Source organism: Mucilaginibacter calamicampi (assembly GCF_042676765.1).
Taxonomy (GTDB): domain Bacteria; phylum Bacteroidota; class Bacteroidia; order Sphingobacteriales; family Sphingobacteriaceae; genus Mucilaginibacter; species Mucilaginibacter calamicampi.
The window spans coordinates 1-23059 of record NZ_JBHTHU010000005.1; the positions used below are offsets into that span (position 1 = coordinate 1).

The 23059-nt window shown below is 42.3% G+C and carries 27 protein-coding genes; 15 read left to right on the plus strand and 12 right to left on the minus strand.

Features of this window, described 5'->3' with window-relative positions:
* Window positions 1–168: 168 nt before the first annotated feature.
* The 3 genes from ACFQZS_RS05525 to ACFQZS_RS05535 all read right to left on the minus strand — a co-directional run bounded on the left by ACFQZS_RS05525 (window position 169) and on the right by ACFQZS_RS05535 (window position 2641).
* Window positions 169–2079, minus strand: coding sequence for an AMP-dependent synthetase/ligase (locus ACFQZS_RS05525; protein WP_377098098.1), 1911 nt, complete (start codon window positions 2077–2079; stop codon window positions 169–171).
* Window positions 2080–2258: 179 nt separating this feature from the next.
* Window positions 2259–2465: a hypothetical protein gene (locus ACFQZS_RS05530; RefSeq protein WP_377098100.1), complete on the minus strand. Its 207-nt coding sequence runs from the start codon at window positions 2463–2465 to the stop codon at window positions 2259–2261.
* Window positions 2450–2641, minus strand: coding sequence for a hypothetical protein (locus tag ACFQZS_RS05535; protein ID WP_377098102.1), 192 nt, complete (start codon window positions 2639–2641; stop codon window positions 2450–2452). The genes ACFQZS_RS05530 and ACFQZS_RS05535 overlap by 16 nt, the downstream gene beginning before the upstream one ends.
* A 264-nt stretch (window positions 2642–2905) precedes the next feature.
* Here ACFQZS_RS05535 and ACFQZS_RS05540 point away from each other — a divergent pair, with 264 nt between their 5' ends.
* Entirely contained in the window at window positions 2906–3526 is a 621-nt protein-coding gene (locus tag ACFQZS_RS05540) for a nuclear transport factor 2 family protein (RefSeq protein WP_377098104.1), read from the plus strand.
* Window positions 3527–3562: 36 nt separating this feature from the next.
* On the opposite strand, the gene ACFQZS_RS05545 is transcribed toward ACFQZS_RS05540, so the two are convergent.
* The 4 genes from ACFQZS_RS05545 to ACFQZS_RS05560 form a co-directional block, all read right to left on the minus strand.
* Window positions 3563–4021, minus strand: coding sequence for a flavodoxin family protein (locus ACFQZS_RS05545; RefSeq protein ID WP_377098106.1), 459 nt, complete (start codon window positions 4019–4021; stop codon window positions 3563–3565).
* A gap of 60 nt (window positions 4022–4081) precedes the next feature.
* Window positions 4082–4408 (minus strand): HesB/IscA family protein, encoded by a 327-nt coding sequence (locus tag ACFQZS_RS05550; RefSeq protein WP_377098108.1) that lies wholly within the window; start codon window positions 4406–4408, stop codon window positions 4082–4084.
* A gap of 93 nt (window positions 4409–4501) precedes the next feature.
* Window positions 4502–4915, minus strand: a complete 414-nt coding sequence (iscU, locus tag ACFQZS_RS05555; RefSeq protein WP_377098110.1) for a Fe-S cluster assembly scaffold IscU — start codon at window positions 4913–4915, stop codon at window positions 4502–4504.
* A gap of 106 nt (window positions 4916–5021) precedes the next feature.
* On the minus strand, window positions 5022–6233 hold the full coding sequence (locus ACFQZS_RS05560; protein ID WP_377098112.1) for an IscS subfamily cysteine desulfurase: 1212 nt from the start codon (window positions 6231–6233) through the stop codon (window positions 5022–5024).
* Between the two features lie 92 nt (window positions 6234–6325).
* On the opposite strand from ACFQZS_RS05560, the gene mce reads away from it, so the two are divergent.
* The 10 genes from mce (at window position 6326) to ACFQZS_RS05610 (ending at window position 14435) form a co-directional block, all read left to right on the plus strand.
* Window positions 6326–6727, plus strand: coding sequence for a methylmalonyl-CoA epimerase (gene mce / locus ACFQZS_RS05565; protein ID WP_377098114.1), 402 nt, complete (start codon window positions 6326–6328; stop codon window positions 6725–6727).
* A 148-nt stretch (window positions 6728–6875) separates the two neighbouring features.
* Window positions 6876–7358 carry a hypothetical protein gene (locus tag ACFQZS_RS05570; protein ID WP_377098115.1) on the plus strand — a complete coding sequence of 161 codons (483 nt, stop codon included), beginning with the start codon at window positions 6876–6878 and terminating at the stop codon, window positions 7356–7358.
* 241 nt (window positions 7359–7599) lie between these two features.
* Complete coding sequence (locus tag ACFQZS_RS05575; RefSeq protein ID WP_377098117.1) at window positions 7600–8649, plus strand: hypothetical protein; 1050 nt, start codon at window positions 7600–7602, stop codon at window positions 8647–8649.
* Between the two features lie 251 nt (window positions 8650–8900).
* Complete coding sequence (locus ACFQZS_RS05580) at window positions 8901–9149, plus strand: type B 50S ribosomal protein L31 (RefSeq protein ID WP_377098119.1); 249 nt, start codon at window positions 8901–8903, stop codon at window positions 9147–9149.
* Between the two features lie 63 nt (window positions 9150–9212).
* Complete coding sequence (locus tag ACFQZS_RS05585; protein ID WP_377098121.1) at window positions 9213–10400, plus strand: GlmU family protein; 1188 nt, start codon at window positions 9213–9215, stop codon at window positions 10398–10400.
* Window positions 10401–10492: 92 nt separating this feature from the next.
* Complete coding sequence (gene tpiA / locus ACFQZS_RS05590; RefSeq protein WP_377098124.1) at window positions 10493–11257, plus strand: triose-phosphate isomerase; 765 nt, start codon at window positions 10493–10495, stop codon at window positions 11255–11257.
* A 96-nt stretch (window positions 11258–11353) separates the two neighbouring features.
* Window positions 11354–11818 (plus strand): hypothetical protein, encoded by a 465-nt coding sequence (locus ACFQZS_RS05595; protein ID WP_377098126.1) that lies wholly within the window; start codon window positions 11354–11356, stop codon window positions 11816–11818.
* Window positions 11815–12657 (plus strand): 50S ribosomal protein L11 methyltransferase, encoded by an 843-nt coding sequence (gene prmA / locus ACFQZS_RS05600; protein ID WP_377098128.1) that lies wholly within the window; start codon window positions 11815–11817, stop codon window positions 12655–12657. Before ACFQZS_RS05595 ends, prmA begins: the two co-directional genes overlap by 4 nt.
* Window positions 12658–12667: 10 nt before the next feature.
* Complete coding sequence (locus tag ACFQZS_RS05605) at window positions 12668–14020, plus strand: UDP-N-acetylmuramate--L-alanine ligase (RefSeq protein ID WP_377098130.1); 1353 nt, start codon at window positions 12668–12670, stop codon at window positions 14018–14020.
* A gap of 73 nt (window positions 14021–14093) precedes the next feature.
* Window positions 14094–14435, plus strand: coding sequence for a helix-turn-helix domain-containing protein (locus tag ACFQZS_RS05610; RefSeq protein ID WP_377098132.1), 342 nt, complete (start codon window positions 14094–14096; stop codon window positions 14433–14435).
* 17 nt (window positions 14436–14452) lie between these two features.
* Here ACFQZS_RS05610 and ACFQZS_RS05615 read toward each other — a convergent pair whose 3' ends face one another.
* From ACFQZS_RS05615 to scpB, 3 genes are all read right to left on the minus strand, one after another.
* Window positions 14453–15571, minus strand: a complete 1119-nt coding sequence (locus ACFQZS_RS05615) for a GNAT family N-acetyltransferase (protein ID WP_377098134.1) — start codon at window positions 15569–15571, stop codon at window positions 14453–14455.
* An 88-nt stretch (window positions 15572–15659) separates the two neighbouring features.
* On the minus strand, window positions 15660–15845 hold the full coding sequence (locus ACFQZS_RS05620) for a hypothetical protein (RefSeq protein WP_377098136.1): 186 nt from the start codon (window positions 15843–15845) through the stop codon (window positions 15660–15662).
* Between the two features lie 103 nt (window positions 15846–15948).
* Window positions 15949–16509, minus strand: coding sequence for an SMC-Scp complex subunit ScpB (gene scpB / locus ACFQZS_RS05625; RefSeq protein ID WP_377098137.1), 561 nt, complete (start codon window positions 16507–16509; stop codon window positions 15949–15951).
* 224 nt (window positions 16510–16733) lie between these two features.
* Between scpB and ACFQZS_RS05630 the strand changes: the two genes are divergently transcribed.
* Entirely contained in the window at window positions 16734–17432 is a 699-nt protein-coding gene (locus ACFQZS_RS05630; protein ID WP_377098139.1) for a ferritin-like domain-containing protein, read from the plus strand.
* A gap of 11 nt (window positions 17433–17443) precedes the next feature.
* Complete coding sequence (locus tag ACFQZS_RS05635; RefSeq protein ID WP_377098141.1) at window positions 17444–18289, plus strand: ferritin-like domain-containing protein; 846 nt, start codon at window positions 17444–17446, stop codon at window positions 18287–18289.
* 777 nt (window positions 18290–19066) lie between these two features.
* Here ACFQZS_RS05635 and mqnC read toward each other — a convergent pair.
* Together mqnC and ACFQZS_RS05645 are read right to left on the minus strand one after the other, a co-directional pair.
* Window positions 19067–20191 carry a cyclic dehypoxanthinyl futalosine synthase gene (mqnC, locus tag ACFQZS_RS05640; RefSeq protein WP_377098142.1) on the minus strand — a complete coding sequence of 375 codons (1125 nt, stop codon included), beginning with the start codon at window positions 20189–20191 and terminating at the stop codon, window positions 19067–19069.
* 106 nt (window positions 20192–20297) lie between these two features.
* Complete coding sequence (locus tag ACFQZS_RS05645; RefSeq protein WP_377098143.1) at window positions 20298–21008, minus strand: hypothetical protein; 711 nt, start codon at window positions 21006–21008, stop codon at window positions 20298–20300.
* A 476-nt stretch (window positions 21009–21484) separates the two neighbouring features.
* Here ACFQZS_RS05645 and ACFQZS_RS05650 point away from each other — a divergent pair, with 476 nt between their 5' ends.
* Together ACFQZS_RS05650 and ACFQZS_RS05655 are read left to right on the plus strand one after the other, a co-directional pair.
* Complete coding sequence (locus ACFQZS_RS05650; protein WP_377098144.1) at window positions 21485–22411, plus strand: EamA family transporter; 927 nt, start codon at window positions 21485–21487, stop codon at window positions 22409–22411.
* 81 nt (window positions 22412–22492) lie between these two features.
* A complete protein-coding gene (locus tag ACFQZS_RS05655) occupies window positions 22493–22984 on the plus strand; it encodes a cupin domain-containing protein (protein ID WP_377098146.1) in 492 nt (163 codons plus the stop codon).
* Window positions 22985–23059 lie beyond the last annotated feature (75 nt).

The following is a 23059-nucleotide window of genomic DNA, read 5'->3' on the forward strand; positions in this document are numbered from 1 at the left end:
ATGGTAAAAAACCTATCGATATGGTAACCCTAAACAACCAAAAATAAACCGCTATTCTGTCATCGAATTACTAAACCCTTACAATTGCGAGGTACGAAGCAATCGCGGACTTACATAGTTCGCATTTCTCCGTGCGATTGCTTCGTCCCTTGCAATGACAGGAGCGGCTTAATCCGCCTCTACCTCCTGCGAATACAGCTCTTCAATTGCCTCGGCATATTTCTTTTCAATCACCTTACGTTTGGCTTTCATGGTTGGGGTTATCTCGCCTTCTTCCATACTGAATGGCCTGCGTTTTACCTTGAAGTTTTTAATACGCTCAAACTTGGCCAGTTCGTTCGAGTAGATTTTGATGTCTTTCGCAATCCAGTCTTTTATCTCCTTATTCTCAATAAACTGCTCGGGTTGCTCAAAAAAGGCCTCGGTAAGATTAAAGGTTTCCTGCAGGGTTTCCTTTGCGGGGATAATGATGGCGGTAATATGCTCGCGTTTATCACCAATTAAAAATACGCCCTCAATTTTAGGGCTTTTTAAATAAGTATTCTCTACCGGGGTGGGGTAAATGTTTTTACCATAGGCATTCACCAGCATGTTTTTAAGGCGATCTGTTATTTGCAGGTTACCTTTAAAAAAGCGGCCGATATCGCCGGTATGCAGCCAGCCTTGCTCATCTATTGTACCGGCAGTTTCCTCGGGCTTATTCAAATAGCCCTTCATTACGCAATGCCCGCGTACAATTATTTCGCCCTCATCTGTTTGCAGATCCTCTTTAAAAGTATCGTGCGTCTGTATGGTGTAAATCTGCTTGGTATCTACATTCTGAATGCCCACCTCAATGCCCGGTATAATGCGCCCCACGGTGCCGTAAACCTGGCGGTGGTACTCTGTAACGGCCATAACCGGCGAGGTTTCTGTTAGGCCAAAACCTTCTAATATTTTAATGCCCAGATCGCCGAAAAACTCGCCGATGTTTTTAGGCAATGCACCACCACCGGAGATCATGAACTTTAAGCGGCCGCCGGTTTTTTCTTTTACTTTGCTGAAAACCAGTTTTTCTGCCAAGGCATATTCTGCATTTAATATAATGCCGGGCGATTTACCGGCCTCTTTAGCCAAACGGTACTGCCGGCCAATTTTAAGCGCCCATAAAAATATTTTGGCTTTTATGCCGCCGGCATCGGTGCCGCTTTTAATGGCTTTATCGTGTATGCGCTCCAGTAAACGCGGTACGCAGTTCATTATGGTAGGCTTAACTTCGCCCATGTTGCGCGCCAAAAGCTCCAGACTTTGGGCGAAGGCTATCTTACAGCCCGCGTATAAGCTTATATGGTAAGTGGCAGTACGCTCAAACACGTGCGATAAGGGTAGGAATGACAGGAACAGATCTGTCTTCTCTACCACCGGGATCTGTATCAAGCTGGTGCGGACATTCTCTACGAGGTTGTAATGCGTTAACATAACACCTTTTGGCGTGCCGGTTGTGCCCGAAGTATAAATAAGGCAGGAAAGGTCGGTTGGCAAAATGGCCTCACGTGCTGCATTTATGGCCTGGCTGTAATCGGGTAAGAGTTTACGCCCCTCTTCAATAATGTGGTTCAGGCCGGTTAGACCTGCTTTTAGTGTGGATTTTTCTTTATTTCTTTCGGCCCTGTCGCAGGCTATAATGCGGATCAGTTCGGGGCAGTTATCAGCTACCTTTATTACTTTCCTAAATAGGAAAGTGCTGCCCACTAAAATGGTTTTAGCACCTGAATCATTTAAAATATATTCCACCTCGGCTTCTGATAGCGTAGGATAGATAGAGGTATTTACACCGCCAATTTGCTGCAACGCCTGATCATAAAAAATATAATCCGGGCTGTTATCCATAATAATAGCCAAACGATCACCCTTTTTAATGCCAATGCTTAAAAACCAAGCAGATATGGCATCAATTTTCTCAATAGCTTCCGCATAGGTAATATCAACCCAGGTATCGCCAACCTTATGCGACAGGAAAGGCTGCGTTTCAGGATGGATATTTTTTACCAGGTAGCGGATTAAGCTAGGTATGGTTGGGCGTTCGTTAAGGGTACTCATTGCTCGGTTAAACGTGGTTTATACCAACAAATCTAAATAAAATAATAATTTGGTTAAGGCAGTTTGTGCCCTTAACCAAATTATTAGTAGCGCTGTTTTTTGGGATTTTGCCTGTTATCAATAAAGGCAATCAATTCAATAATATTAGCTTTTGGTTTGATGCGGTATATTAAAGAAACCTATTGAATAATAACACCGATGTGCGTGTGTTTTAATCTGGTTGATTTCCGAAACATTAACGGCTGCGTTTTAAGCGTAATTAAATACTCGTTAACCCTTTCGGTAAAGTTGAAAATTTCCTTTTCGGTCCAGTTTTCCTCTAAATAATTTATGCGCTGGCCAAAAGTATCAATAGCCTTTTTAGTCCAGATTACTTCAAACCCCATTTTCCAAAAAGCTTCACCGCTTCAGCATGAGTTACTGTTTCGCCGGCGTCTGCTTGTGCTAAGCCTTCCAATACATCATTTTGTTGCTCTGACGTTAATTCATCAAACCAGTCGGCTTTCCTGTTTCCTAAAAAGGCTTTTACATCCATAATCAGCCCTTCGTCGGTTGTGCTCATTATAGTCTGCAAAATATTTAATTTTTCTGCATGCAAATCCATAAGTAAATATACAAATTGTTAAACAACAGCTTTGTAAAATATTGTGTCTTTCTTGTCTATTACCTAACTTAGCTGCATAATTACCATCATCACATACTAAGCAGGGATCAGCACTAGATCCACCCTCTAACGCCAATTCCGATTTGGCAATGCATTTTATTGCCATTTAATTCAATATTTTTTTACTACGGCAGCTAAACATCTGCTATAACAATACATGTGATGGAACTATCACCCAATAAAGATATAATAGCCGGTTTTTACCGACAAGTAGTACGCGAACGCAAAAGCGAACTGATACCCAACTACGTTCACCAGGATTATATACAACATAGCGCCATGGGAAGAGATGGCCGCGAAGCACTGTTTGAGATGGTGGATTTTTTAAAAACCCTGCCGCCGCCAACCGACTCAGACAAGTCGCCGATAATGCACCTGATTGAAGAAGGCGATTTGGTTGTGGCCCACCTTGACCTGCATTTTATGGGCAAGTATATCAGGGTAATAGAGCTGTTCAGGGTGCGGGATGGCAAAGCTGCTGAGCATTGGGATGTAACTGAAGAACGGACCAGCGATACCGAGTCCTTTATAAAAGCGCAGCTGAATATTTCGATTGGCGACAAGCAAACTTTCCTGGCAACACTTTACAATGGTGTGGATATCGTTATTCATCGCATAATATCCGAAGGAAACTTTACTGCCATACATGCCGAGGCAAAAGAGGATAACCGGTCAATTGCCTTGTTTGATATTTTTCAATTTGAGGATAACAGGCTTATTGGCCACTGGGGTGCTAAACAGGCGGTGCCCGCTAAGATGATGCACGACAACGGTATGTTTTGATGTAATTGCAGTAGAGGCGCAAATTTTGCGCCTCTACTAATATTTCACATCAACATGATGATAGCTGCAACCGTTATACTGTATACCCAGGTAGGCAGCTGTATGTTTAAATGGTGTTTCAAACCCTTCGGGTATGGTTGGATCGGTGCCTACCGCAATCATGCCGGCAGATTTGCCTTTTAGCTGCTTACCCAAATCTTTTTTTATGGTGATGAGATCGGTAAGGCGGTCAAAAAATATCTTCATTTCGCCGCTCATGCTGTACCAGTAAACAGGGGTGGCAAAAATAAGATCAGGATAAGCCAGCGCTTTATTGATCAATTCATCAAACTGATCATCGGCAGGGTACCTGCCATCATAATTAAAGTGGGCTATTTTATAGTCGAGCAGGTCTATCAGATCATATTCTTTTCCCTGGAGCGACTGGCGGGTGATTTTTTCGGTGAGGCTGTTTTTACGGCTGCTGCCTAAAATTACCAGCGATTTGTTTTCCATAAAATGTAAAAAGGTTGACCATATAAATATAGCCAACCTTTTTTATATAAGTATAAAGTATTATACCGAAAAACTCTCGCCGCAGCCGCAGGTGCGGCTTGCGTTAGGGTTGTTAAAGGCAAAGCCTTTTCCGTTCAATCCATCGCTAAAATCAAGCTCTGTGCCGGCAAGGTAAAGGAACGATTTCATATCCAAAGCCATGCGGATACCGCGGTCTTCAAAAAACTGGTCGCCCTTTTTTTCTTCGTTATCAAAATCAAGGTTATATGATAACCCCGAACATCCTCCACCCTGAACAGATACCCGCAGAAAATACGAAGCATCAAGCTCCGAATCCCTCATCAGGTGGTCTATCTTTTCCTTTGCTTTATCAGTTATAGTTACCATTTTTTGGTCGTAAGTTGTAGGTTATAGGTTGTAAGTTGCAAGTTGTGTCATATCTTATACTTACAACTTATAACTTACAACATGCAACTTCAATTAGTGGTGTGATTTTTCAAGCTCTAAAGCTTCCATGCCATTTTTAACGCGGAAATCGTTAATAGCTGCTTTAATAGCATCCTCTGCCAAAACCGAGCAGTGAATTTTTACCGGTGGTAAAGCCAGTTCTTCAACAATATCCATGTTGTCAATCTTCATAGCATCGTCAATGGTTTTACCTTTTAACCACTCTGTAGCTAATGACGATGATGCGATAGCCGAACCACAGCCGAAAGTTTTAAACTTAGCGTCGGTTATTACGTTGTCTTCGCCAACCTCTATCTGCAGGCGCATTACGTCGCCGCACTCAGGGGCACCAACCAGGCCGGTACCTACTTTATGACTGCTTTTGTCTAAAGTACCAACGTTGCGTGGGTTAGTGTAATGATCAATTACTTTATCTGAATATGCCATTTTCTTTATTTTTAGCCCCCTAACCCCCTAAAGGGGGAATAAGAGTTTGTTTTTTTATGTATTTTACAATAGGTCCTTTAACTCCCCCTTTAGGGGGCTGGGGGGCTTAATGTTCCGCCCACTCAATTGAGTCAAGGTCTATGCCTTCTTTAAACATTTCCCACAGTGGCGACATGTTGCGCAGGTTGGTAACCGCTGTTTTGGTTACTTCAATAGCGTAATCAACTTCCTCTTCGGTAGTAAACCGGCCTAAGCCAAAACGGATAGAAGAGTGTGCCAGATCATCAGACAAGCCTAAGCTTTTTAATACGTATGATGGCTCCAACGAAGCTGATGTGCATGCAGAACCTGATGATACAGCCAGATCTTTCATGGCCATCATCAATCCTTCGCCCTCAACATATTTAAAGCTGATGTTAGCTACATGTGGTAAACGATGGTCAACGTTGCCGTTTACATAGCTTTCCTCTAATACAGTTAAACCCGCTTGTAATTTATCGCGTAAGCCTGATAAACGAGCCGCTTCGCTGTCCATTTCCTGTAAGCAAAGTTCGCAAGCTTTACCTAAGCCAACAATGCCCGGTACGTTAAGTGTGCCTGAACGCATGCCACGCTCATGGCCGCCACCGTCCATTTGGGCGGTAACTTTAACACGTGGTCCTTTACGGCGTACGTATAAAGCGCCTACGCCTTTAGGGCCGTAAAATTTATGTGCCGATAAAGCCAAAAGGTCAATACCGTCGCGGTTAACATCAACAGATATTTTACCAACAGCTTGTACAGCGTCTGTCATAAACAAAGCGCCATGTTTGTGGGCTATGTCTGAAATTTCTTTTACAGGTTGTATAACACCAATCTCGTTGTTACCATACATTACCGATACCAAAATAGTCTCAGGCGTAATAGCAGCCTCTAACTGGGCAAGGTCAACCAATCCGTCTTCTTTAACCGGTAGGTAAGTTACCTTACCGCCTAATTTTTCAACGTGTTTGCAGGCATCTAACACTGCTTTATGTTCGGTAACCGTTGTTATAATGTGGTTACCTTTTTCTTTATACATTTCAAAAACGCCCTTAATAGCCAGGTTGTCCGACTCGGTAGCGCCCGAAGTAAAAATGATCTCTTTCTCGCTTGCACCTATTAATTTTGCTACCTGCTCGCGGGCATAATCAACAGCCTCTTCGGCTACCCATCCAAAATGGTGGTTGCGGCTTGCTGCATTACCAAACTTATTGGTAAAATAAGGCAGCATAGCCTCAAGCACCCGTGGGTCCATGGGGGTAGTAGCATTGTTATCAAGGTATATTGGCAATTCCATAACTCTATCGTAATATTATATTACACAAAGATACGCAAACTTTTATTTATTGGTATTTAATATAGTCATGCTAAACTAATAATTTAGAGGCGATGAATAAGATAGAGCACATAGGTATTGCGGTTAACGACATGGCGGCATCGGTTGCTTTATACGAAAAACTGCTTAACACAGCCGTTTACAAAACTGAGACGGTTGAGAGCGAACAAGTGCAAACCGCCTTTTTGCAAAGTGGCCCTAATAAAATAGAGTTGCTGGAAGCTTTATCGCCCGACAGTGCCATTGCGAAATTTTTAGAGAAAAAGGGCGAGGGAATACACCACGTTGCTTTTGAGGTAGATGATATTATTGCCGAAATGGCCCGCCTTAAAAGCGAAGGTTTTATTTTGCTAAGCGATGAGCCAAAACCCGGTGCTGATAATAAGATGGTTTGTTTTGTGCATCCGAAGACTGCAGGTGGGGTGTTGGTGGAGTTGGTGCAGGGGAGGAGTTAGCAGTTGGCAGTTTGTAGTTGGCAGTTAGTTGAATTGGAATTCGTAAGATTAGATGGTTACAATTTGCAGTTTCAAAATCCTTTAATCCTACAAATCCTGGTTTAGGCAGTAAGCAACGAACATTACCTCGAGTGGATAATTTGTTTTTATGAAAATAACCTATCATTTAAAACCAAAGCTAATAACCGCAGCTTTTTTCGCTTTTTTATGTTTATCAAGTTGCCATCCTTTGTCTTGTATTTGGGATTTGGGTTTTGATAAAGTGAAAAACATTCAAAAAGACAGCTTAATCGGAAATTATGACCTTACCGATTATTCAAAAAAAATGATGAGGTATGAAGGGAATTATAAAGGAAATTTAAACAGCGAAATAATATTAAAAAGTAACAATACTTTCGAAATTGTAAATGCACCTGATTGGTTAATTAATGATTTTGGAGAAGCTCATGGTCAATATATCACTAAATCGGGAAAATGGAATTTATCCTGTGAAAATGGTACATGTATTATGGAGCTGGAGGGGGTGCAGGCTGGAGAAATAGTTTTTCAAAAATCAAATAAGTTATATATCCTTTTAAGCATCGGAGATACTGATGATTGTCAAGGATTAGCCTATATGAAAAATCAATAAATGAATTTCTATTGTATGATCTGATTGTGCGTTAGCGATAGTAGCGGATACCGGCCATGCGCCTAAAGCCCGCAGGCGTATGAGCGGATAGCGCGGGCCGCAGGCAACGCCCCAATTGTTTGAACTAGGATTTTTAAGATTTGAGGGTTATAAGATTCGCCTTTAATCCCAAAAACCTTAAATCAGTAAATCCAGGTTCGGGCATTACTTGAATTTTATATTTTTACAAAAAAACCTTGTCATGCCAATAAAGTCTAATTTTCTGCTTTCTACTTTACTTGTTCTTTTAACCACAACATTTAATAGCTACTGCCAGGGTACTACCGAATTTGAAATAAAATTACCTGAGCAACCTACAGCAGGCGCTAAATATGGCAAATTCCGATTTGTTGATCAAAGAAACGGACCTGGGCTACTGGGTTTTGTGCAAACCGGGGCACTTAACCGAAAATCAATGGTGTTTGATAAAATACCAATTGAGCAACAGCTAACAAAAGTTTTTGATGCTTTGGCCGACAAAACTAAAATAGGAGAGCTCCTGTTTCAACTTAGATACTGTGCTTTTTCAGAACAAACACTCTCTATGAACGAGCATGGTTTTTTTGTTATACGAGCCAATGTCTATGCTAAAAAAGGAGACTTGTACCAGTCCGTCTTCGGGATTGACACAATGATCAGGGTGTCGGCAGTGGACGTGACTAATAAGTTGTTAAGAACCGGAGGAGAAGCCTTCGTTAAATTGATTGATTCCGGTTTAAAAAGGGATCCAAGAGGAAAAATGTATAGTTTTAATGACGTTGTTAAAATAGATAGCATTGAAAAGAAAGGATTTGCTGCTTATGACGCCAAAGTACTAACCGACGGAATTTATAATAGTTCATTGTCATTTTTTTTACAACTACCCGACTCTAAAATAGACTCTGGTATAAACGAAATAGATAACATTACTTTTTATACCGTAAACGAAAAAGGGAAGCTAAGGAAGTTAAAAGCTACAAACTGTTATTCAGTAGTTTATAAGGGCGACGCGTACATTTCTTATGACGGATATTTTTATAAACTGGCCAGGCGAGATGACGAATATTTACTCTCTATTAACTTGCCGGTTGGAACCGACCCTTACACAGGTACCGATGTTATACCAACAAGCTATGGTATGGCCGGCGGTATCAACGGAGGTGCTATAGGAGGATTGATTGGTGTCACTTTTGATGTAGCAATGAAGCCCCGTAACAAAGAGATTTTTATCAAGTTGGATCATGTAACTGGCAAATTGATGATACAATATTGATATAAATGGCTTAAATGCGGTTTGTAACCGTTAATTTTTGCGAACTTTAAAGATCACGAGCCACAAAAGCAACTAAGCATGGCGTTTACCTGGCGTGTAGGGATTGCTTCGTACCTCGCAAAGACGGGACGGAAAAACCAATCTTTATCTTCAGCAACCAATCTTTCAACCCAATAAACTATTTTTAATATTTACTTTTTACTTTTGATTTAAAATGATACATTTGCACCTCTTTTATAAGAAGTAAAGCAATGAAGAAAGATCTGCATCCAAAAAATTATAGATTAGTTGTATTTAAAGATATGTCTAACGACTACTCTTTTATCACTAAATCATGCATCGATACCCGCGAAACTGTAAAGTGGGAAGACGGTAACGAATACCCATTAGTAAAACTCGAAATTTCGCATACTTCGCACCCGTTCTATACCGGTAAAATGAAACTGGTTGATACTGCTGGTCGTATTGATAAATTCCGTACCCGTTACGCTAAAAAATAATAGCGTTCATAAAATATTTACAAGTCCCGGCTATACAGTCGGGACTTTTTTTATTTTTGTTGCATGGCAATTATCCTGTTTGACGATAACTCGCATCAAACTTTACTACCTTTAACATATACCCGCCCTGTTGCCGACCTACGGATAGGCATACTTACTATTGCCGAAAAATGGGCCAGGTATTTTGATTTAGCCTATTCTTTTAATACGCTTAATTACCTGCAAACCAAGTTTCCGCTTCAAATAGAAGAGCGCAATCTGTTCATTAACGGTTCGGTTTGTCCTGATGAGGATTTACACCAGGCTATTCTGAAGCTGCACGGCTCGGAGGCATTGGTAAAGGATGGTCTGTTTATAGCCATAAAGCTAAACCAACAGGATGCTGAGCAATTTAACGCCGGCGACTTATCCAAATACAAGCCTGTAGATTACACAGGTGAGTTTGTAGCTGTTAAGCACCCCGAAGATATTTTTAAAAAGAATGACATTGAGCTGCGTAAAGACTTTAAACTGCTTACTGCAGGCCGCACCAGCGCAGCCATATCATCAACCAACGTAATTATTGGTAATGATTTTTTTGCCGAAGAGGGAGCTATTGCAGAATGCTCTACTTTTAATACCACTAACGGACCGATTTATCTGGGTAAGGATTCTGAAGTGTGGGAAGGTACCCATATACGCGGCAGCTTTGCATTATGCGAGCATTCGCAGGTAAAAATGGGCGCTAAAATTTACGGCGCTACAACCGTTGGCCCGTATAGCCGGGTAGGGGGCGAGATAAGCAATGCAGTTATCTGGGGCTATTCATCAAAAGGGCACGATGGCTTTTTAGGTAACTCTGTAATGGGCGAATGGTGCAACATTGGTGCCGATAGCAACAACTCTAATCTTAAAAACAATTACGCCGAAGTTAAGCTATGGGATTACCCAAGCAAACACTTCCGCAAAACAGGCTTGCAATTTTGTGGCCTTATAATGGGCGACCACGCTAAATGCGGCATCAACACCATGTTTAATACCGGTACGGTTGTGGGCGTTAGCGCCAATGTATTTGGCTCAACCATGCCGCTTAACTTTGTGCCAGACTTTGGTTGGGGTGGCGGCAGCGAGTTTGAAACATACTCATTAAAAAAGATGTTCGGCACAGCAGAATTGGTTTACCCACGCCGCGACCGTGTTTTTGATGAGGTAGAAAAACAAATACTGGAGCAGATTTTTGAACTGACGAAGGAGTATAGAGAAGTTTTTTAATCAGACCATAGACCATGGTCGATAGTCCATGGTTAATAAAACATAAACTACTATGGACCATAGACTATGGTCCATGGACTAACAAAACTAACATGAGAAAAAAAATTGTAGCCGGTAACTGGAAAATGAATATGGATTATAACGAGGGATTGTCCTTGTTTTCTGAAGTGATCAATATGGTTAAAGATGAAGCTACCGGCAGCCAACAGGTTGTAGTATGCAGTCCGTTTATTCATTTACACAGCCTGGCGCAGTTGGCTAAAGGTTACGCAAACGTAGCCGTAGGTGCGCAAAACACCCATCAGAATGAGTCGGGTGCGTTTACCGGCGAGACATCTGCAAAAATGATAAAATCAGTAGGTGCAGCTTATGTTATTTTGGGCCACTCAGAGCGCCGCCAATATTTTGGCGAAAACAACGAGTTGCTGGCCAAAAAAACTGATACCGCTTTAGCTAATGATCTGAAACCTATTTTCTGCATTGGCGAAACCTTGCAGGAGCGCGAAGCCAACGAGCATTTCGGTATTATAAAAAGCCAGTTGGTTGAAGGTATTTTCCATTTAGATGAAGCAGCTTTTAGCAAAATAGTTATTGCGTACGAGCCTGTTTGGGCAATTGGCACAGGTGTTACCGCCACATCTGCACAGGCGCAGGAGATCCACGCATTTATCCGTGCAGAAATTGCTGCTAAATACAACCAGGCTGTAGCCGATGCTACCACCATTTTATACGGTGGCAGCTGCAACCCTAAAAACGCTGCCGAGCTGTTTGCCCAGGCGGATATTGACGGCGGCCTGATAGGTGGCGCATCACTAAAATCACGCGATTTTACGGATATAGTTAAGGCTTTTAATTAGTTTTTTTGAAGATTAGATTTTGAAGATTAAAGATTGGTTGAACTCTGGAAAAACAAAAACCAATCTTTAATCTTTAATAACCAATCTTTTACGCTCATGAAAACCCTGCTAAAGCTGCTAATTCCTACACTTGTACCTTACTATATTTTTGCAAGGTATACTGCACTGGATGAAGCGCATAAGCACATCACAGAGCAGCTTACAGAGATATCGCTTAATAGCCTGATGTACTATTTCAGGTATGTGGGGCTGTATTTGTATGTTATTTTATTTTTAACGCAATACGTTATCATACTACCCATTTGGAACAGGCTAAATTCAAGGCTGTGGCGTGCAGCGTTTATTACGCTGCTTTGGGTTTTATCTGCCAGTTTGTTATTGTCTGCAGGTGTTAGCTACGCCATTTGGGACAGCGCTTTAGGTAACGACAGTTTGTACCGCTCAATAGGCGCGTTGTTTGGTGTGCAGGGGATGTACTGGCTTATTAACGTAGCCCTTTTATTTATTATCGACCTTATTATCCAAAGGAAAGCAAGAAAGGACGAAAAACAAGAAGCATGAATTACTACGAAATATCTTTTACTGTTGAAGACGATGAAGGCTACCGCCGCGACTTGCTGATAAACGGCTTGGGCGAGATTGGCTTTGATACTTTTGAAGAAACAGAAACGGGCTTTAACGCCTACATACCTGCCGATACTTTTAAAGAGGACTTATTTACAGCCACGCTCAATCCTTTTTTTGAATTGTTCCCGTTTAGCCATGAAAGTAATTTTATTGAGCAAAAAAACTGGAACGAGGTATGGGAAAGCAATTTTGAGCCATTGGTTATTGGCGATAAGATCTATGTGCGAGCCACTTTCCACCAGCCGAGACCGGATGTGCGGTACGAGATTGTGATTGATCCTAAAATGGCTTTCGGTACAGGCCATCATCAAACCACATCGATGATATTGCAACTGATGCTTGATGAGGATTTTACCGGTAAAAAGGTACTGGACATGGGCTGCGGCACAGGCATTTTAGCTATTATGGCCGCTAAACTAAACGCCGGTAATATTACGGCTATTGATTACGATCCGGTTTGTTATGAAAGCACTATTGAGAATGCCCAGCTAAACGGGATAACAAGTATCAAGGCTTTATGCGGATCAAAAGAAGCTATCCCTGCTGAGCAATTTGATATTATATTGGCCAATATCAACCGCAATATCCTGCTGGATCAAATGGATAGTTATGCCGCGGTATTAAAACCCGCCGGCACTATATTTTTCAGCGGATTTTATGAAACACCTGATCTGGAAATTATTACGCAGGCAGCTAACCAGGTTGGGCTAACCTATATATCGCACAAAAAAGATAAAGACTGGGTGGCGGCCAAATTTGTGAAACACAGCTAAATAATATACCATGAGGATACATTTTATAGCTATTGGCGGCGCGGCCATGCATAACCTGGCCATAGCGCTGCATAAAAAGGGATTTGAAGTAAGCGGATCAGACGACGTATTATTTGAGCCTTCGGTTTCGCGCCTTAGAAAGCATGGTATATTACCTGCCGAAAATGGCTGGTATCCTGAGAAAATTACAAGTGATCTGGATGCTGTTATATTGGGCATGCACGCCCGCATTGACAACCCTGAACTGCTTAAAGCGCAGGAATTAGGATTGAAATTATACTCTTATCCGGAGTATGTTTATGAGCAATCAAAAGATAAACAGCGTATTGTAATAGGCGGCAGCCATGGCAAAACCACTATTACCTCAATGATACTGCATGCCTTGCAGGCGGCGGGTAAAGATTTTGATTACCTGGTGGGCGCGCAACTGGAAGGTTTTGATACCATGGTAAAGTTAACGGCCGAGGCGCCGGTTATGGTTATTGAAGGCGATGAATACCTGGCCTCGCCAATTGACAGGCGGCCCAAATTCCACTTATACAAAGCCAACGTGGGCATTATAAGCGGTATAGCCTGGGACCATATTAACGTTTTCCCAACCTTTCAGAGTTATATTGATCAGTTTAAAATATTTATAGATACCATAGAGCCCGGCGGCAGACTTATTTACAGCGCGGACGACGAGGTTTTAAATCAGGTTGTGGCAGAAAGCGCGGCTAGTGTTGATAAGCTGCCATATACCTTACCTGAGTATGTGATAGAAGATGGCGTTACCACCATCATATCCGAAGGAAAAAAATATCCTTTACAGGTTTTTGGTGAGCATAACCTGTTAAACATGCAGGCGGCGCGTTTAGCCTGCGAAAGTCAGGGTATTTCTACGGCTGATTTTTATAGTTACATAACCACATTTAAAGGCGCTGCACGCAGGTTGGAGTTAGTCGGCAAAAACGATACTGCCAGCTTGTTTAAAGATTTTGCACATTCGCCGTCAAAGCTGTCTGCCACTATACATGCGGTTAAAACACAGTTTCCGCAGCGTAAATTGATAGCTTGTATTGAGCTGCACACTTTTAGTAGCCTTAACAAAGAGTTTTTAGCAGAATATGCAGGTACAATGGACGAAGCCGACGAGGCAATTGTTTTTATAGATAATAAAACTTTCGAGCAGAAGAAAATGGAACCCTATCCGGCGAAAGTTGTAGAGGATGCATTTGCACGCGCTATTACGTTTTTTAACCAGCCGGCGGCGTTGAAGACTTACCTGGAAAGTGCTGAATTGCTGAATGCCAATTTGTTAATGATGAGTTCAGGAAATTTCGGTGGGATAGATTTAATTGAACTAAAAAATAAAATATTGTAATTATCGTTTTTTTTTGAAAAAAAGCTGTAACTTTATTAACTATTGAGAAACCCTTACCACTATTTGAAGTAAAATGAAATCATTAGGAAAAAAAATCAGGTTATTGCGCCATCAAAAAGGATGGAGCCAGGAAGATGTTGCCAAACGTCTTGATATATCTATCCCCGCTTTTTCCAAGATCGAAACCGGAATAACTGATATTAACCTATCGCGTTTAGAGCAGATCTCTACGCTGTTTGATATGTCGGTAGTTCAGTTACTTACGTTTAACGACCTTGAACAGGAACAAAAGTTTGTTAATGAATTAGAGGTAGTTAACAAAAAATTGACCGACCGGGAGATTGAGATAATTGACCTGCAAAAAAAGGTTATTGAACTTTTTGAGGAACTGCGTCACAACAAGGCAACGGCTTAATTGCCAGCCTTTTCCGTTTAAAAGATACAACGCATTGTAAGGTGCTTGTTAGCAAATGTTGCACCCATTGAGTAATGGAGGGCCAGCATTTTTTCGTTAAAATCTCCAACCCACGATAGTTCAAGCGTGTCATACTGATCCAGCGGTAAAACGTAGTCGCCTAAAGTGATAAACAGCGCCGACTCAAGGCCGTGATTTTGGAATTTTTTCTTTGTACCCATTACAATAGCCCGCATGCGGTTAACACCTTTCCATCTGCGGTAAGCAAATATTAATTTCCCTATCAGGTTAAGCTTGCCTTTAAGCGGCTTTATCATTTGGTTAGCATCAGGCAATACAATGTTAAATGCGGCTGGTTCGCCGTTTACATAGGCAAACCATATCAGCTTTTCATCTAAAATGGGTTTCATTTTATTAAAGCTCTCCAATAACGTGTCATGATTTATCGGAACAAAGTTTTCAAAATCGGCCCAGGCATCGTTGTAGATCTCTACAAAATCAGCAGCAAATTTTCCAATCTCTTTAACGCGCAGATGCTTAAACTCATAGCCGGGTTTTTGTCTCACCCATCTGGCAATTTTTTCAAACCGCGCCGGGAAAGGTACCCGCGGCGATAACTGGTTGGTTATTTGCTCGTAAAGTGTTGTAAAGCCGTAAGTTTCAAACAGGTTACGGTAGTAGGGCAGGTGGTAGTTCATTCCGTATGACGGTGGCGCGAAACCCTCAACCAATAAACCCCAAAAGGTATCATTTTCGCCAAAGTTAATAGGGCCGTCCATGGCTTGCATGCCATTTTGCTGAAGCCAGCTTTTAGCAGTATCAAATAACAAATTGGCAGCTGCCTGGTTGTTTATACATTCAAAAAAGCCAATGCCACCGGTAGGCTGTTCATAATTATACGCTTTTTTGCTGTTTACAAAAGCGGCAATTCTACCTATCAGTTCACCCTTGTCATTCTTCAATATCCAGCGTATGCACTTGCCAAATTGGTGGAAGTTGTTTTTTTGCGGGTCGAATACCGCTTCAACATCAATATCAAGCGGGCAAACCCAGTTTTCGTCATCTTTATAAATAGCGCGTGCTACATCTAAAAAGGCCTTTTTGGTTTTGTTATCTGTTACCTCTAAAATTGTCATTCAATAATTAAAATGGCTTGAATATAAAAAAGCATCCGGAGGCATTAAACCCGCGAATGCTTTTAACTATTTTTTTTTGATCTGTTACTTAGTAATCGTCGTCATCCTCGTCGCCAAAATCTTCAAAGGCAAGGTCGTCTAGCGGACCATCAAAGTCATCTTCATCTTCTATTACTTTTCCTTTAGTGCCGGTCTCTAACGAATCATCGTCATCATCATCTTCCTCTGTGCTCTTAGGAATGTTCTTGTTGGCATTTTTTCTTGGCGCTCCCATGTGCGGTGAATTAGTTTTGTATAGTTTAGTATTTAGTAATAACGCAATGTTATTTATTAGTAAAAATAATTAAAAATCATTTTTAAAGAAAATCAAATAAAAATTATTCTACCTGTTCACCAATGCTGGATGAATTATCTGCAAGTTCCTTTAAATGAGGTAATTCATCAATGTTGTTCATGCCAAAGTAGTCCATAAACTGCCCACTGGTGCTGTAAAGGAGCGGTTTACCCACTGCATCTGATTTGCCCGAAATGCTTATCAGTTCTTTTTCCAACAGCTTTTGTATAGAGTAATCGCAATTAACGCCCCGTATCTGTTCAATCTCTGTTTTGGTTACCGGCTGCTTGTAAGCAACTACGGCCAGGGTCTCTAAGGCGGCCTGGCTCAATTTCTTTTTAGCCCGTTGCAGCTGCAGCAAATTTACTATTGGGTGAAACTGCTTTTTTGTGAGAAACTGGTATCCGTTATTAATATTCACCAGTTCTATAGACAAATTATCCTGGCTGTATTTATGCTGAATATTATCAATATATCCTTTTACCTCTTCGGCAGGGTAGTCGCGCTCAAATACGGTTTGCAGGCAGTACATTATCTCTTCAATACGTATGCTTTGTTCTGATGCGAAGATCAAGGCTTCAATGTAAAGTTCCGGCTGCTTCATTGTCCTAAATTACAAATCTTTTGACCTACTTCAAACATTATAAAAAGGACAGTTTTTTCATATAATGAAAATTATTTTACTTCAATTTAGAGTAAGTTATACTTGAAATAAAATTATTACTCCATAATGAAGTGATAAATTTTCCCTCGCAGAAAACCGCAGTATGATAATTGCGTAGTTACCACAAACTAACCTACAATAATTAATAATTTATTAACATCACTATGAAAACAGAAACACTATTTGAAAAGGATGGCGCCAATCTTGGGAGGCGGTCATTTTTGCGTTACGCAGGCGTAGGCCTGGCGGGCGTTGGTATTTTGGCCGCGGGAGCTTGTAAAAAAGACGAGGGGGGAGTTATAGGTAAGGGTGGAGGAATTGATCTTGGCGCATCAGGCGATTTTGCTATACTAAACTATGCTTACGCTTTAGAACAATTAGAAGCGGCTTTTTACACCCAGGTTACCGCCAGCATGTATAGCGGCGCAACCGCAGACGAGATTGCATTATTTACAGACATTCGCGACCACGAACTTGCTCACCGCGAGTTTTTTAAAGCAGCATTGGGTAGTAACGCCATACAGGCGCTTACGCCGGATTTTAGCGCTGTTAACTTTGGCACTAAGGCAAGTGTATTGGCTACCGCTCAGGCATTTGAAGATCTGGGTGTTTCTGCCTACAATGGCGCAGGTTTTATGATAAAAGATGCCAATTATTTAACCATAGCAGGCAAAATTGTTTCTGTTGAAGCAAGGCACGCCGCTTATATACGCAATTTGGTAAACCCGGGCAGCTTTGCAGACAGTACCATTCTTGATGGTTTTGGTATGGACAAGCCTAAAACAATCCCTATGGTTTTAGCAACTGCCAACACCTTTTTGAAAACTAAGGTTAACGCTTACTCTTATGGTTACACCGCTTAGATCTTAAAATCATGAATTTACTAAACATAATAGAAGAAATAGAAAAGGTTGATCCCGAGTTTCAGGACAGGATAAGCCCACGCCGCGCGGCCATCAGAAATATTACAAGCTTTGGCTCAAAAGTAGCTATTGCTGCTATGCCGTTTGCATTTACAACCTTGTTTAAAAAAGCTTACGGACAGTCGGCAACTCCATCGGTAACCGATGTACTTAACTACGCTTTAAAACTGGAGTACCTTGAAGCAGCATTTTATAACCAGGGTGCCACATCAGGTTTAGGCTTTTCTGCCAGCGAAAAATCTTATGTAGAAACTATTCGCGGTCATGAGAATGCACACGTTACTTTTTTAAAGAATGTGTTGGGTTCGGCGGCGGTAGCACAATCTACCCAAGGCACAGCCGGTGTGTATGATTTTACTGCAGGCGGTACATTCCCCACAGTATTTACCAGTGTTGATACCTTTTTAGCAGTTGCGCAGGCATTAGAAGATACCGGCGTTAGAGCTTATAAAGGCCAGGCACCTAACTTGCAAAAAGATGGAGTAGCACTTTCTGCAGCATTAAATATCCACTCTGTTGAAGCGCGCCATGCTGCTGCAGTACGTCAGCTACGCAGAAGTAGGGGTGGTGCAGGTGCAGCTACCAAACCATGGATAGTAGGAGCTAATGACACAGGTATATCTGCTGTTAACGCCAACTACGCGGGCGAGGATAATGTTACTCAGGGCCCGGTTACTATAACAAGTTTAACTGGTGTTGGCGGTAATATATCTGTTAATGCTGCAACCGGCAGCTTTGACGAGCCGCTTACCATGGCACAAGTACTGCCATTGGTTACCCCTTTTGGGGTTAAATAATTACAGTACTATATAGTTAATTAAAAGCCCGGTGACATCACCGGGCTTTGCTGTTTTATAACTTTCCTGCAGCACCAGTTGTCATTTAGATGGAGCAGAGGGAAGGAAAAGTGCTAAAGCGCGACGGAGAAATCTTTTCGAAGCGACCATCCAATAGGTATGGTCCGAAAGGATTTCTCCGTCGCGCCAATGCTCAGGCCACCCACTGCTCCGTCGAAATGACAACGGGTTTATTTTGCGTGTCATCTCGACCCAAGGAGAGATCTATACACACGCTAAGCACTGTGAAATTATATATGTATGGATTTCTCCGTCGCGCCAATGCTAAGGCCGCTCGCTGCTCCGTCGAAATGACAACGGGTTTATTTTGCGTGTCATCTCGACCCAAGGAGAGATCTATACACACGCTAAGCACTGTGGATTATATATGTATGGATTTCTCGGTCGCGCCATGCTCAACCTCCCGCTGCTCCGTCGAAATGACAGGGTGTTCAAATATCTTTTGTCATCTCGAACGTAGTGAGAGATCTATACAGGAGGCAGTCTTGTGGCTCAGCAACGTATGGATTTCTCCGTCTCGCCAATGCTCAGGCCGCCCGCTGCTCCGTCGAAATGACAACGGGTTTATTTTGCGTGTCATCTCGACCCAAGGAGAGATCTATACACACGCTAAGCACTGTGGATTATATATGTATGGATTTCTCGGTCGCGCCATGCTCAACCTCCCGCTGCTCCCTCGAAATGACAACGCTGTATTTGTGCGGTGGTACTTTTTTTTTAATAGTTGATAACCTGCTCTTCTAACTCCGCAGGCGTTTCGCGCCATTCGTATCGCTGATTACGCAGCTGCGGTTCAAAGCCAGCTTCGGCAATAGAGTTTTGAATGCCCTTCGCTGTGAAGCGATGCGGCGCGCCTGCTGCGGATACCACGTTCTCTTCTATCATAATAGAGCCAAAATCGTTAGCGCCGGCATGTAGACACAATTGCGCCACCTGCTTGCCCACGGTTAACCACGATGCCTGGATATTTTTAACATTGGGCAGCATAATACGGCTCAGCGCTATCATCCGGATATATTCATCGCCCGATACATTGTTGGTTATGCCGCGTACCTTACGCAGCAACGTCCCATCATCCTGAAAGGGCCATGGAATAAATGCGGTAAAGCCATAATGCCCGTAGGGTTTCTCAGATTGCACCTGGCGTATCCAAACCAAATGCTCAAAACGCTCTTCAATGGTTTCCACATGCCCAAACATCATGGTGGCCGATGATGGCAGGTTAAGTTTGTGAGCTGCCCGCATAACATCCAGCCATTCCTGCCCGCCGCATTTGCCCTTTGATATCAGGCGGCGTACACGGTCGTTCAATATTTCGGCACCCGCGCCCGGTAATGAATCTAAGCCTGCTGCTTTCATTGCGCTAAGCACATCGTAATGACTCATATTCTCCAGCTTGGCAACATGCGCAATTTCCGGCGGACCTAATGAATGGAGTTTAAGCGTTGGGTAAAGTTCTTTTAACTGCTTAAACAGGTCAGTATAAAACTGAAGTCCCAGATCAGGATGGTGCCCACCCTGCAGTAAAAGCTGGTCGCCGCCATAACGGAACGTTTCTTCAATTTTTTGTTTATACGTTTCAATATCGGTTATATAACTATCCTCGTGCCCCGGCCTCCGAAAGAAGTTGCAGAACTTGCAGTTGGCTATACAAACGTTGGTGGTGTTAACATTACGGTCTATCTGCCAGGTTACCTTGCCATGCGGCACCTGCTTTTTACGCAGCCCGTTGGCTACATAAGCCAGATCAGCAGTAGGGGCGTTGTGGTAAAGGTATACGCCTTCTTCAATACTCAAAAAATCAAATTGCGAAGCGCGTAATAACAGATCGGCTGTATTCATACTACAAATATACGATTGTTAGAGGTGAAAGGTAAAAGGCGAAAGGTAAAAGGTGTTGGTGGGATGACAATAGGGTTGGAAGGTGAGGGCATTATTTTGTGGGTAGTTAAGCGAAAGAATTATCAACGTACCTGCGTTGATATTTTCCATCTTTAATAACCCATATTACGGTATAACCGCCTGCGCCATCACTGTTGTTCATTTGTATATAAAGCTTATTATCGATGCCGAAATAAACCGTGAGCGTATTAAAATTTGGTTCAAATAAATTGCTTAACGCCGCTTTTGGTATGTATAACGAAGAGCCGTTGATAATTACGGATAAAACACTGATAGTTTTTTTAGGTAATCCACCATCAACTCCCCATATTTTCTTACCATCAATCTTTTCGTAATAGGGAGACTTATGGTATAAAGTAAGCTTGTGATTTTTCGCGATAAATCCAGCTGAGGTTACCTTAATAGTTATACTATCGTTTTGGATAACTGCTGAATTATTACCCTGTATTTTTGCGGCTATATGCTTTAAGGAAGATAATGGTAAAATTCTGTTTTTGTGGATGTAACCGTTTATAGAGCCACCTTTCTCGCTCATTTGGTAAATTTCAACCCATTCCGGTTTTTTTGCGCCGGCAAGTTGTTCATAGTCAAAAGAAAAAATGGCATCGTTGGATATTTTTCCGATAATATCAGATTTTGTATTGCCGCCTTTCCTGACGTTTGTATAGCCGTCGCCGTCTTTAATTATGGCATAAGTTTGAGCATTTACACTAATGCTAATGCATAATATTGCGGTTAGTATAATTGAGATTTTCATGTTGAACAGGGTCCGGCGAATAAATTGATCGTATGATCAAAAATACAAAATGAAAACACGTATTCAAGTAAGGTAAAATTTAACTTAAGCTGGGACAAAAAAGTGCTGTTTTTCAATTGTTTGAAAATGAATTATTTAACAGAATTTTACAGTTAGTTTCCCTGACGAATAAGTTGTCTCATTTTGTTCCGCTAAAAGCTGCAAACTGCTCACTGACAACTGTTTACTAAAATTGCTGCTCCGCTCTGCTCCGCTTGTTCCGGCGCAGATGCTGAATAAAAATAATGTGTTGGAGTTGTATTACCGATAGGGGGGCTCACAGGGGCTCACGGGGGCTCACAGAGGCTCACAGGGGTTCACGTAACGCTGAGCCCCCCTTCCAGATATGCAAATGTTAACCGTTTACCCTTAGATGATGAATGCTGTTCGGTATTCACAAAGAATATTCACATCTTGCAGTTTAAGCATCTCACGGCATGGCAACCTCAACCAAACCTGCGTCAACCCTTTGGGTCATCATCGCCTTCGCGCTGGTGTATGTGGTCTGGGGTTCCACCTACTTTTTTATACAGATGGCCATTCACGGTTTCCCGCCGTTTTTAATGGGTGCCACACGTTTTATGGGCGCAGGGGCATTAATGCTGGCCTGGTGCGCCATAAAAGGCGATAAGCTTTGGGTTAAAAAAGATGTGGCAACCGCCGCCATAAGCGGCTGCCTTATGCTGGTTGGCGGCATGGGAATAGTAATTTGGGCCGAGCGCACCATACCAAGCGCTATGGTGGCTATAATTATCTCTATCGGGCCATTGTGGTTTGTTGTATTAGATAAGCCAAACCGTAGCAAAAATCTGCGCAGTGTAAGTATAGTTGGAGGCTTAATAGTTGGTTTTGCCGGCGTCTGCCTGTTGTTCGGCGAGGCCATTCTGCAATCCATGCACGGCGACTTTACCCGCGAGCAACTGATCAGTTTAGGCTTGTTGATATTTGGTCCGGGTATATGGGCATTAGGGGGCTTGTACTCAAAAAAACGGCCAGGTAGCAGCCCCGCGCGTTTAACTACCGCCTGGCAAATGCTGGTGGCAGGTATAGTTTATTTGCCCATAAGCGCCCTGCATAATGAATTTGATGGGTTTAATGCTGCTACCGTGCCCTTGCAAGCCTGGCTGGCTATAGCTTTCCTGATTGTTTTCGGTTCCATTGTTGCATTTACGGCATACGTGTGGTTGCTATCGGTAAGGCCGGCCACGCAGGTGAGTACCCATGCCTACGTTAACCCCATAATAGCCGTTTTGCTGGGCGTTTGGGCAGGTAACGAAGAAATTTCTATGTGGCAAATAGCGGGGTTGGGTATTATTCTTTTAAGTGTGCTGCTTATCAATTATAAGCAATACACCAAAAAGTAGTGATATTTTTCCACCTACCAGTAGTGCTTTATATCATGTTTTGCTAATAATGCGTACATTAGTTACCCCAATTAACTGATTATGACAATAGAAGACGCAAACTATTGGGTGAAGCATTTACAGCTGCACCCACATCCCGAAGGTGGCTTTTATAAAGAGGCTTACCGGTCGGCAAAACAGGTGCTTCGTAATCCACCAAGTGGCTTAAAAGCGGCTTGTACTTCCATTTATTACTTATTAAGCGGCGAGGATTTTTCAGGCTTTCATCGCATAGAGTCTGATGAGATTTGGTATCTACATAAAGGTGGTCCGCTTCATATTCACATTATTGATGTTAACGGTGTATTGACCACCCATGAACTGTCTGATAGTGCTACAGGAAATTTGCAGGTTGTAGTTGAGGCCGGCCAATGGTTTGCTGCCCAGTTGCCAGGTGCAGGTAGCTACGTGCTGGCAAGCTGCGCCGTAGCCCCCGGCTTTGATTTTACCGAGTTTAAAATGGCAAAAAAAGCAGATATGCTGCAACAATATCCCCAACACGAGGCTTTAATAAACAGGCTTTGCCGTTTGTAATATTCTTGTTATCAGTATCTTATTTAAGCAAATGCGCATAGGGTTATATTATATTTGTTATAACCACCCGAATCT

What these genes read in the sequence shown, in the direction of transcription:
- ACFQZS_RS05525 (WP_377098098.1), bottom strand. Translation starts at nt 2,079, where the DNA reads ATGAGTACCCTTAACGAACGCCCAACCATACCTAGCTTAATCCGCTAC.
- ACFQZS_RS05530 (WP_377098100.1), bottom strand. Translation starts at nt 2,465, where the DNA reads ATGGGGTTTGAAGTAATCTGGACTAAAAAGGCTATTGATACTTTTGGC.
- ACFQZS_RS05535 (WP_377098102.1), bottom strand. Translation starts at nt 2,641, where the DNA reads ATGAGCACAACCGACGAAGGGCTGATTATGGATGTAAAAGCCTTTTTA.
- ACFQZS_RS05540 (WP_377098104.1), top strand. Translation starts at nt 2,906, where the DNA reads ATGGAACTATCACCCAATAAAGATATAATAGCCGGTTTTTACCGACAA.
- ACFQZS_RS05545 (WP_377098106.1), bottom strand. Translation starts at nt 4,021, where the DNA reads ATGGAAAACAAATCGCTGGTAATTTTAGGCAGCAGCCGTAAAAACAGC.
- ACFQZS_RS05550 (WP_377098108.1), bottom strand. Translation starts at nt 4,408, where the DNA reads ATGGTAACTATAACTGATAAAGCAAAGGAAAAGATAGACCACCTGATG.
- iscU (WP_377098110.1), bottom strand. Translation starts at nt 4,915, where the DNA reads ATGGCATATTCAGATAAAGTAATTGATCATTACACTAACCCACGCAAC.
- ACFQZS_RS05560 (WP_377098112.1), bottom strand. Translation starts at nt 6,233, where the DNA reads ATGGAATTGCCAATATACCTTGATAACAATGCTACTACCCCCATGGAC.
- mce (WP_377098114.1), top strand. Translation starts at nt 6,326, where the DNA reads ATGAATAAGATAGAGCACATAGGTATTGCGGTTAACGACATGGCGGCA.
- ACFQZS_RS05570 (WP_377098115.1), top strand. Translation starts at nt 6,876, where the DNA reads ATGAAAATAACCTATCATTTAAAACCAAAGCTAATAACCGCAGCTTTT.
- ACFQZS_RS05575 (WP_377098117.1), top strand. Translation starts at nt 7,600, where the DNA reads ATGCCAATAAAGTCTAATTTTCTGCTTTCTACTTTACTTGTTCTTTTA.
- ACFQZS_RS05580 (WP_377098119.1), top strand. Translation starts at nt 8,901, where the DNA reads ATGAAGAAAGATCTGCATCCAAAAAATTATAGATTAGTTGTATTTAAA.
- ACFQZS_RS05585 (WP_377098121.1), top strand. Translation starts at nt 9,213, where the DNA reads ATGGCAATTATCCTGTTTGACGATAACTCGCATCAAACTTTACTACCT.
- tpiA (WP_377098124.1), top strand. Translation starts at nt 10,493, where the DNA reads ATGAGAAAAAAAATTGTAGCCGGTAACTGGAAAATGAATATGGATTAT.
- ACFQZS_RS05595 (WP_377098126.1), top strand. Translation starts at nt 11,354, where the DNA reads ATGAAAACCCTGCTAAAGCTGCTAATTCCTACACTTGTACCTTACTAT.
- prmA (WP_377098128.1), top strand. Translation starts at nt 11,815, where the DNA reads ATGAATTACTACGAAATATCTTTTACTGTTGAAGACGATGAAGGCTAC.
- ACFQZS_RS05605 (WP_377098130.1), top strand. Translation starts at nt 12,668, where the DNA reads ATGAGGATACATTTTATAGCTATTGGCGGCGCGGCCATGCATAACCTG.
- ACFQZS_RS05610 (WP_377098132.1), top strand. Translation starts at nt 14,094, where the DNA reads ATGAAATCATTAGGAAAAAAAATCAGGTTATTGCGCCATCAAAAAGGA.
- ACFQZS_RS05615 (WP_377098134.1), bottom strand. Translation starts at nt 15,571, where the DNA reads ATGACAATTTTAGAGGTAACAGATAACAAAACCAAAAAGGCCTTTTTA.
- ACFQZS_RS05620 (WP_377098136.1), bottom strand. Translation starts at nt 15,845, where the DNA reads ATGGGAGCGCCAAGAAAAAATGCCAACAAGAACATTCCTAAGAGCACA.
- scpB (WP_377098137.1), bottom strand. Translation starts at nt 16,509, where the DNA reads ATGAAGCAGCCGGAACTTTACATTGAAGCCTTGATCTTCGCATCAGAA.
- ACFQZS_RS05630 (WP_377098139.1), top strand. Translation starts at nt 16,734, where the DNA reads ATGAAAACAGAAACACTATTTGAAAAGGATGGCGCCAATCTTGGGAGG.
- ACFQZS_RS05635 (WP_377098141.1), top strand. Translation starts at nt 17,444, where the DNA reads ATGAATTTACTAAACATAATAGAAGAAATAGAAAAGGTTGATCCCGAG.
- mqnC (WP_377098142.1), bottom strand. Translation starts at nt 20,191, where the DNA reads ATGAATACAGCCGATCTGTTATTACGCGCTTCGCAATTTGATTTTTTG.
- ACFQZS_RS05645 (WP_377098143.1), bottom strand. Translation starts at nt 21,008, where the DNA reads ATGAAAATCTCAATTATACTAACCGCAATATTATGCATTAGCATTAGT.
- ACFQZS_RS05650 (WP_377098144.1), top strand. Translation starts at nt 21,485, where the DNA reads ATGGCAACCTCAACCAAACCTGCGTCAACCCTTTGGGTCATCATCGCC.
- ACFQZS_RS05655 (WP_377098146.1), top strand. Translation starts at nt 22,493, where the DNA reads ATGACAATAGAAGACGCAAACTATTGGGTGAAGCATTTACAGCTGCAC.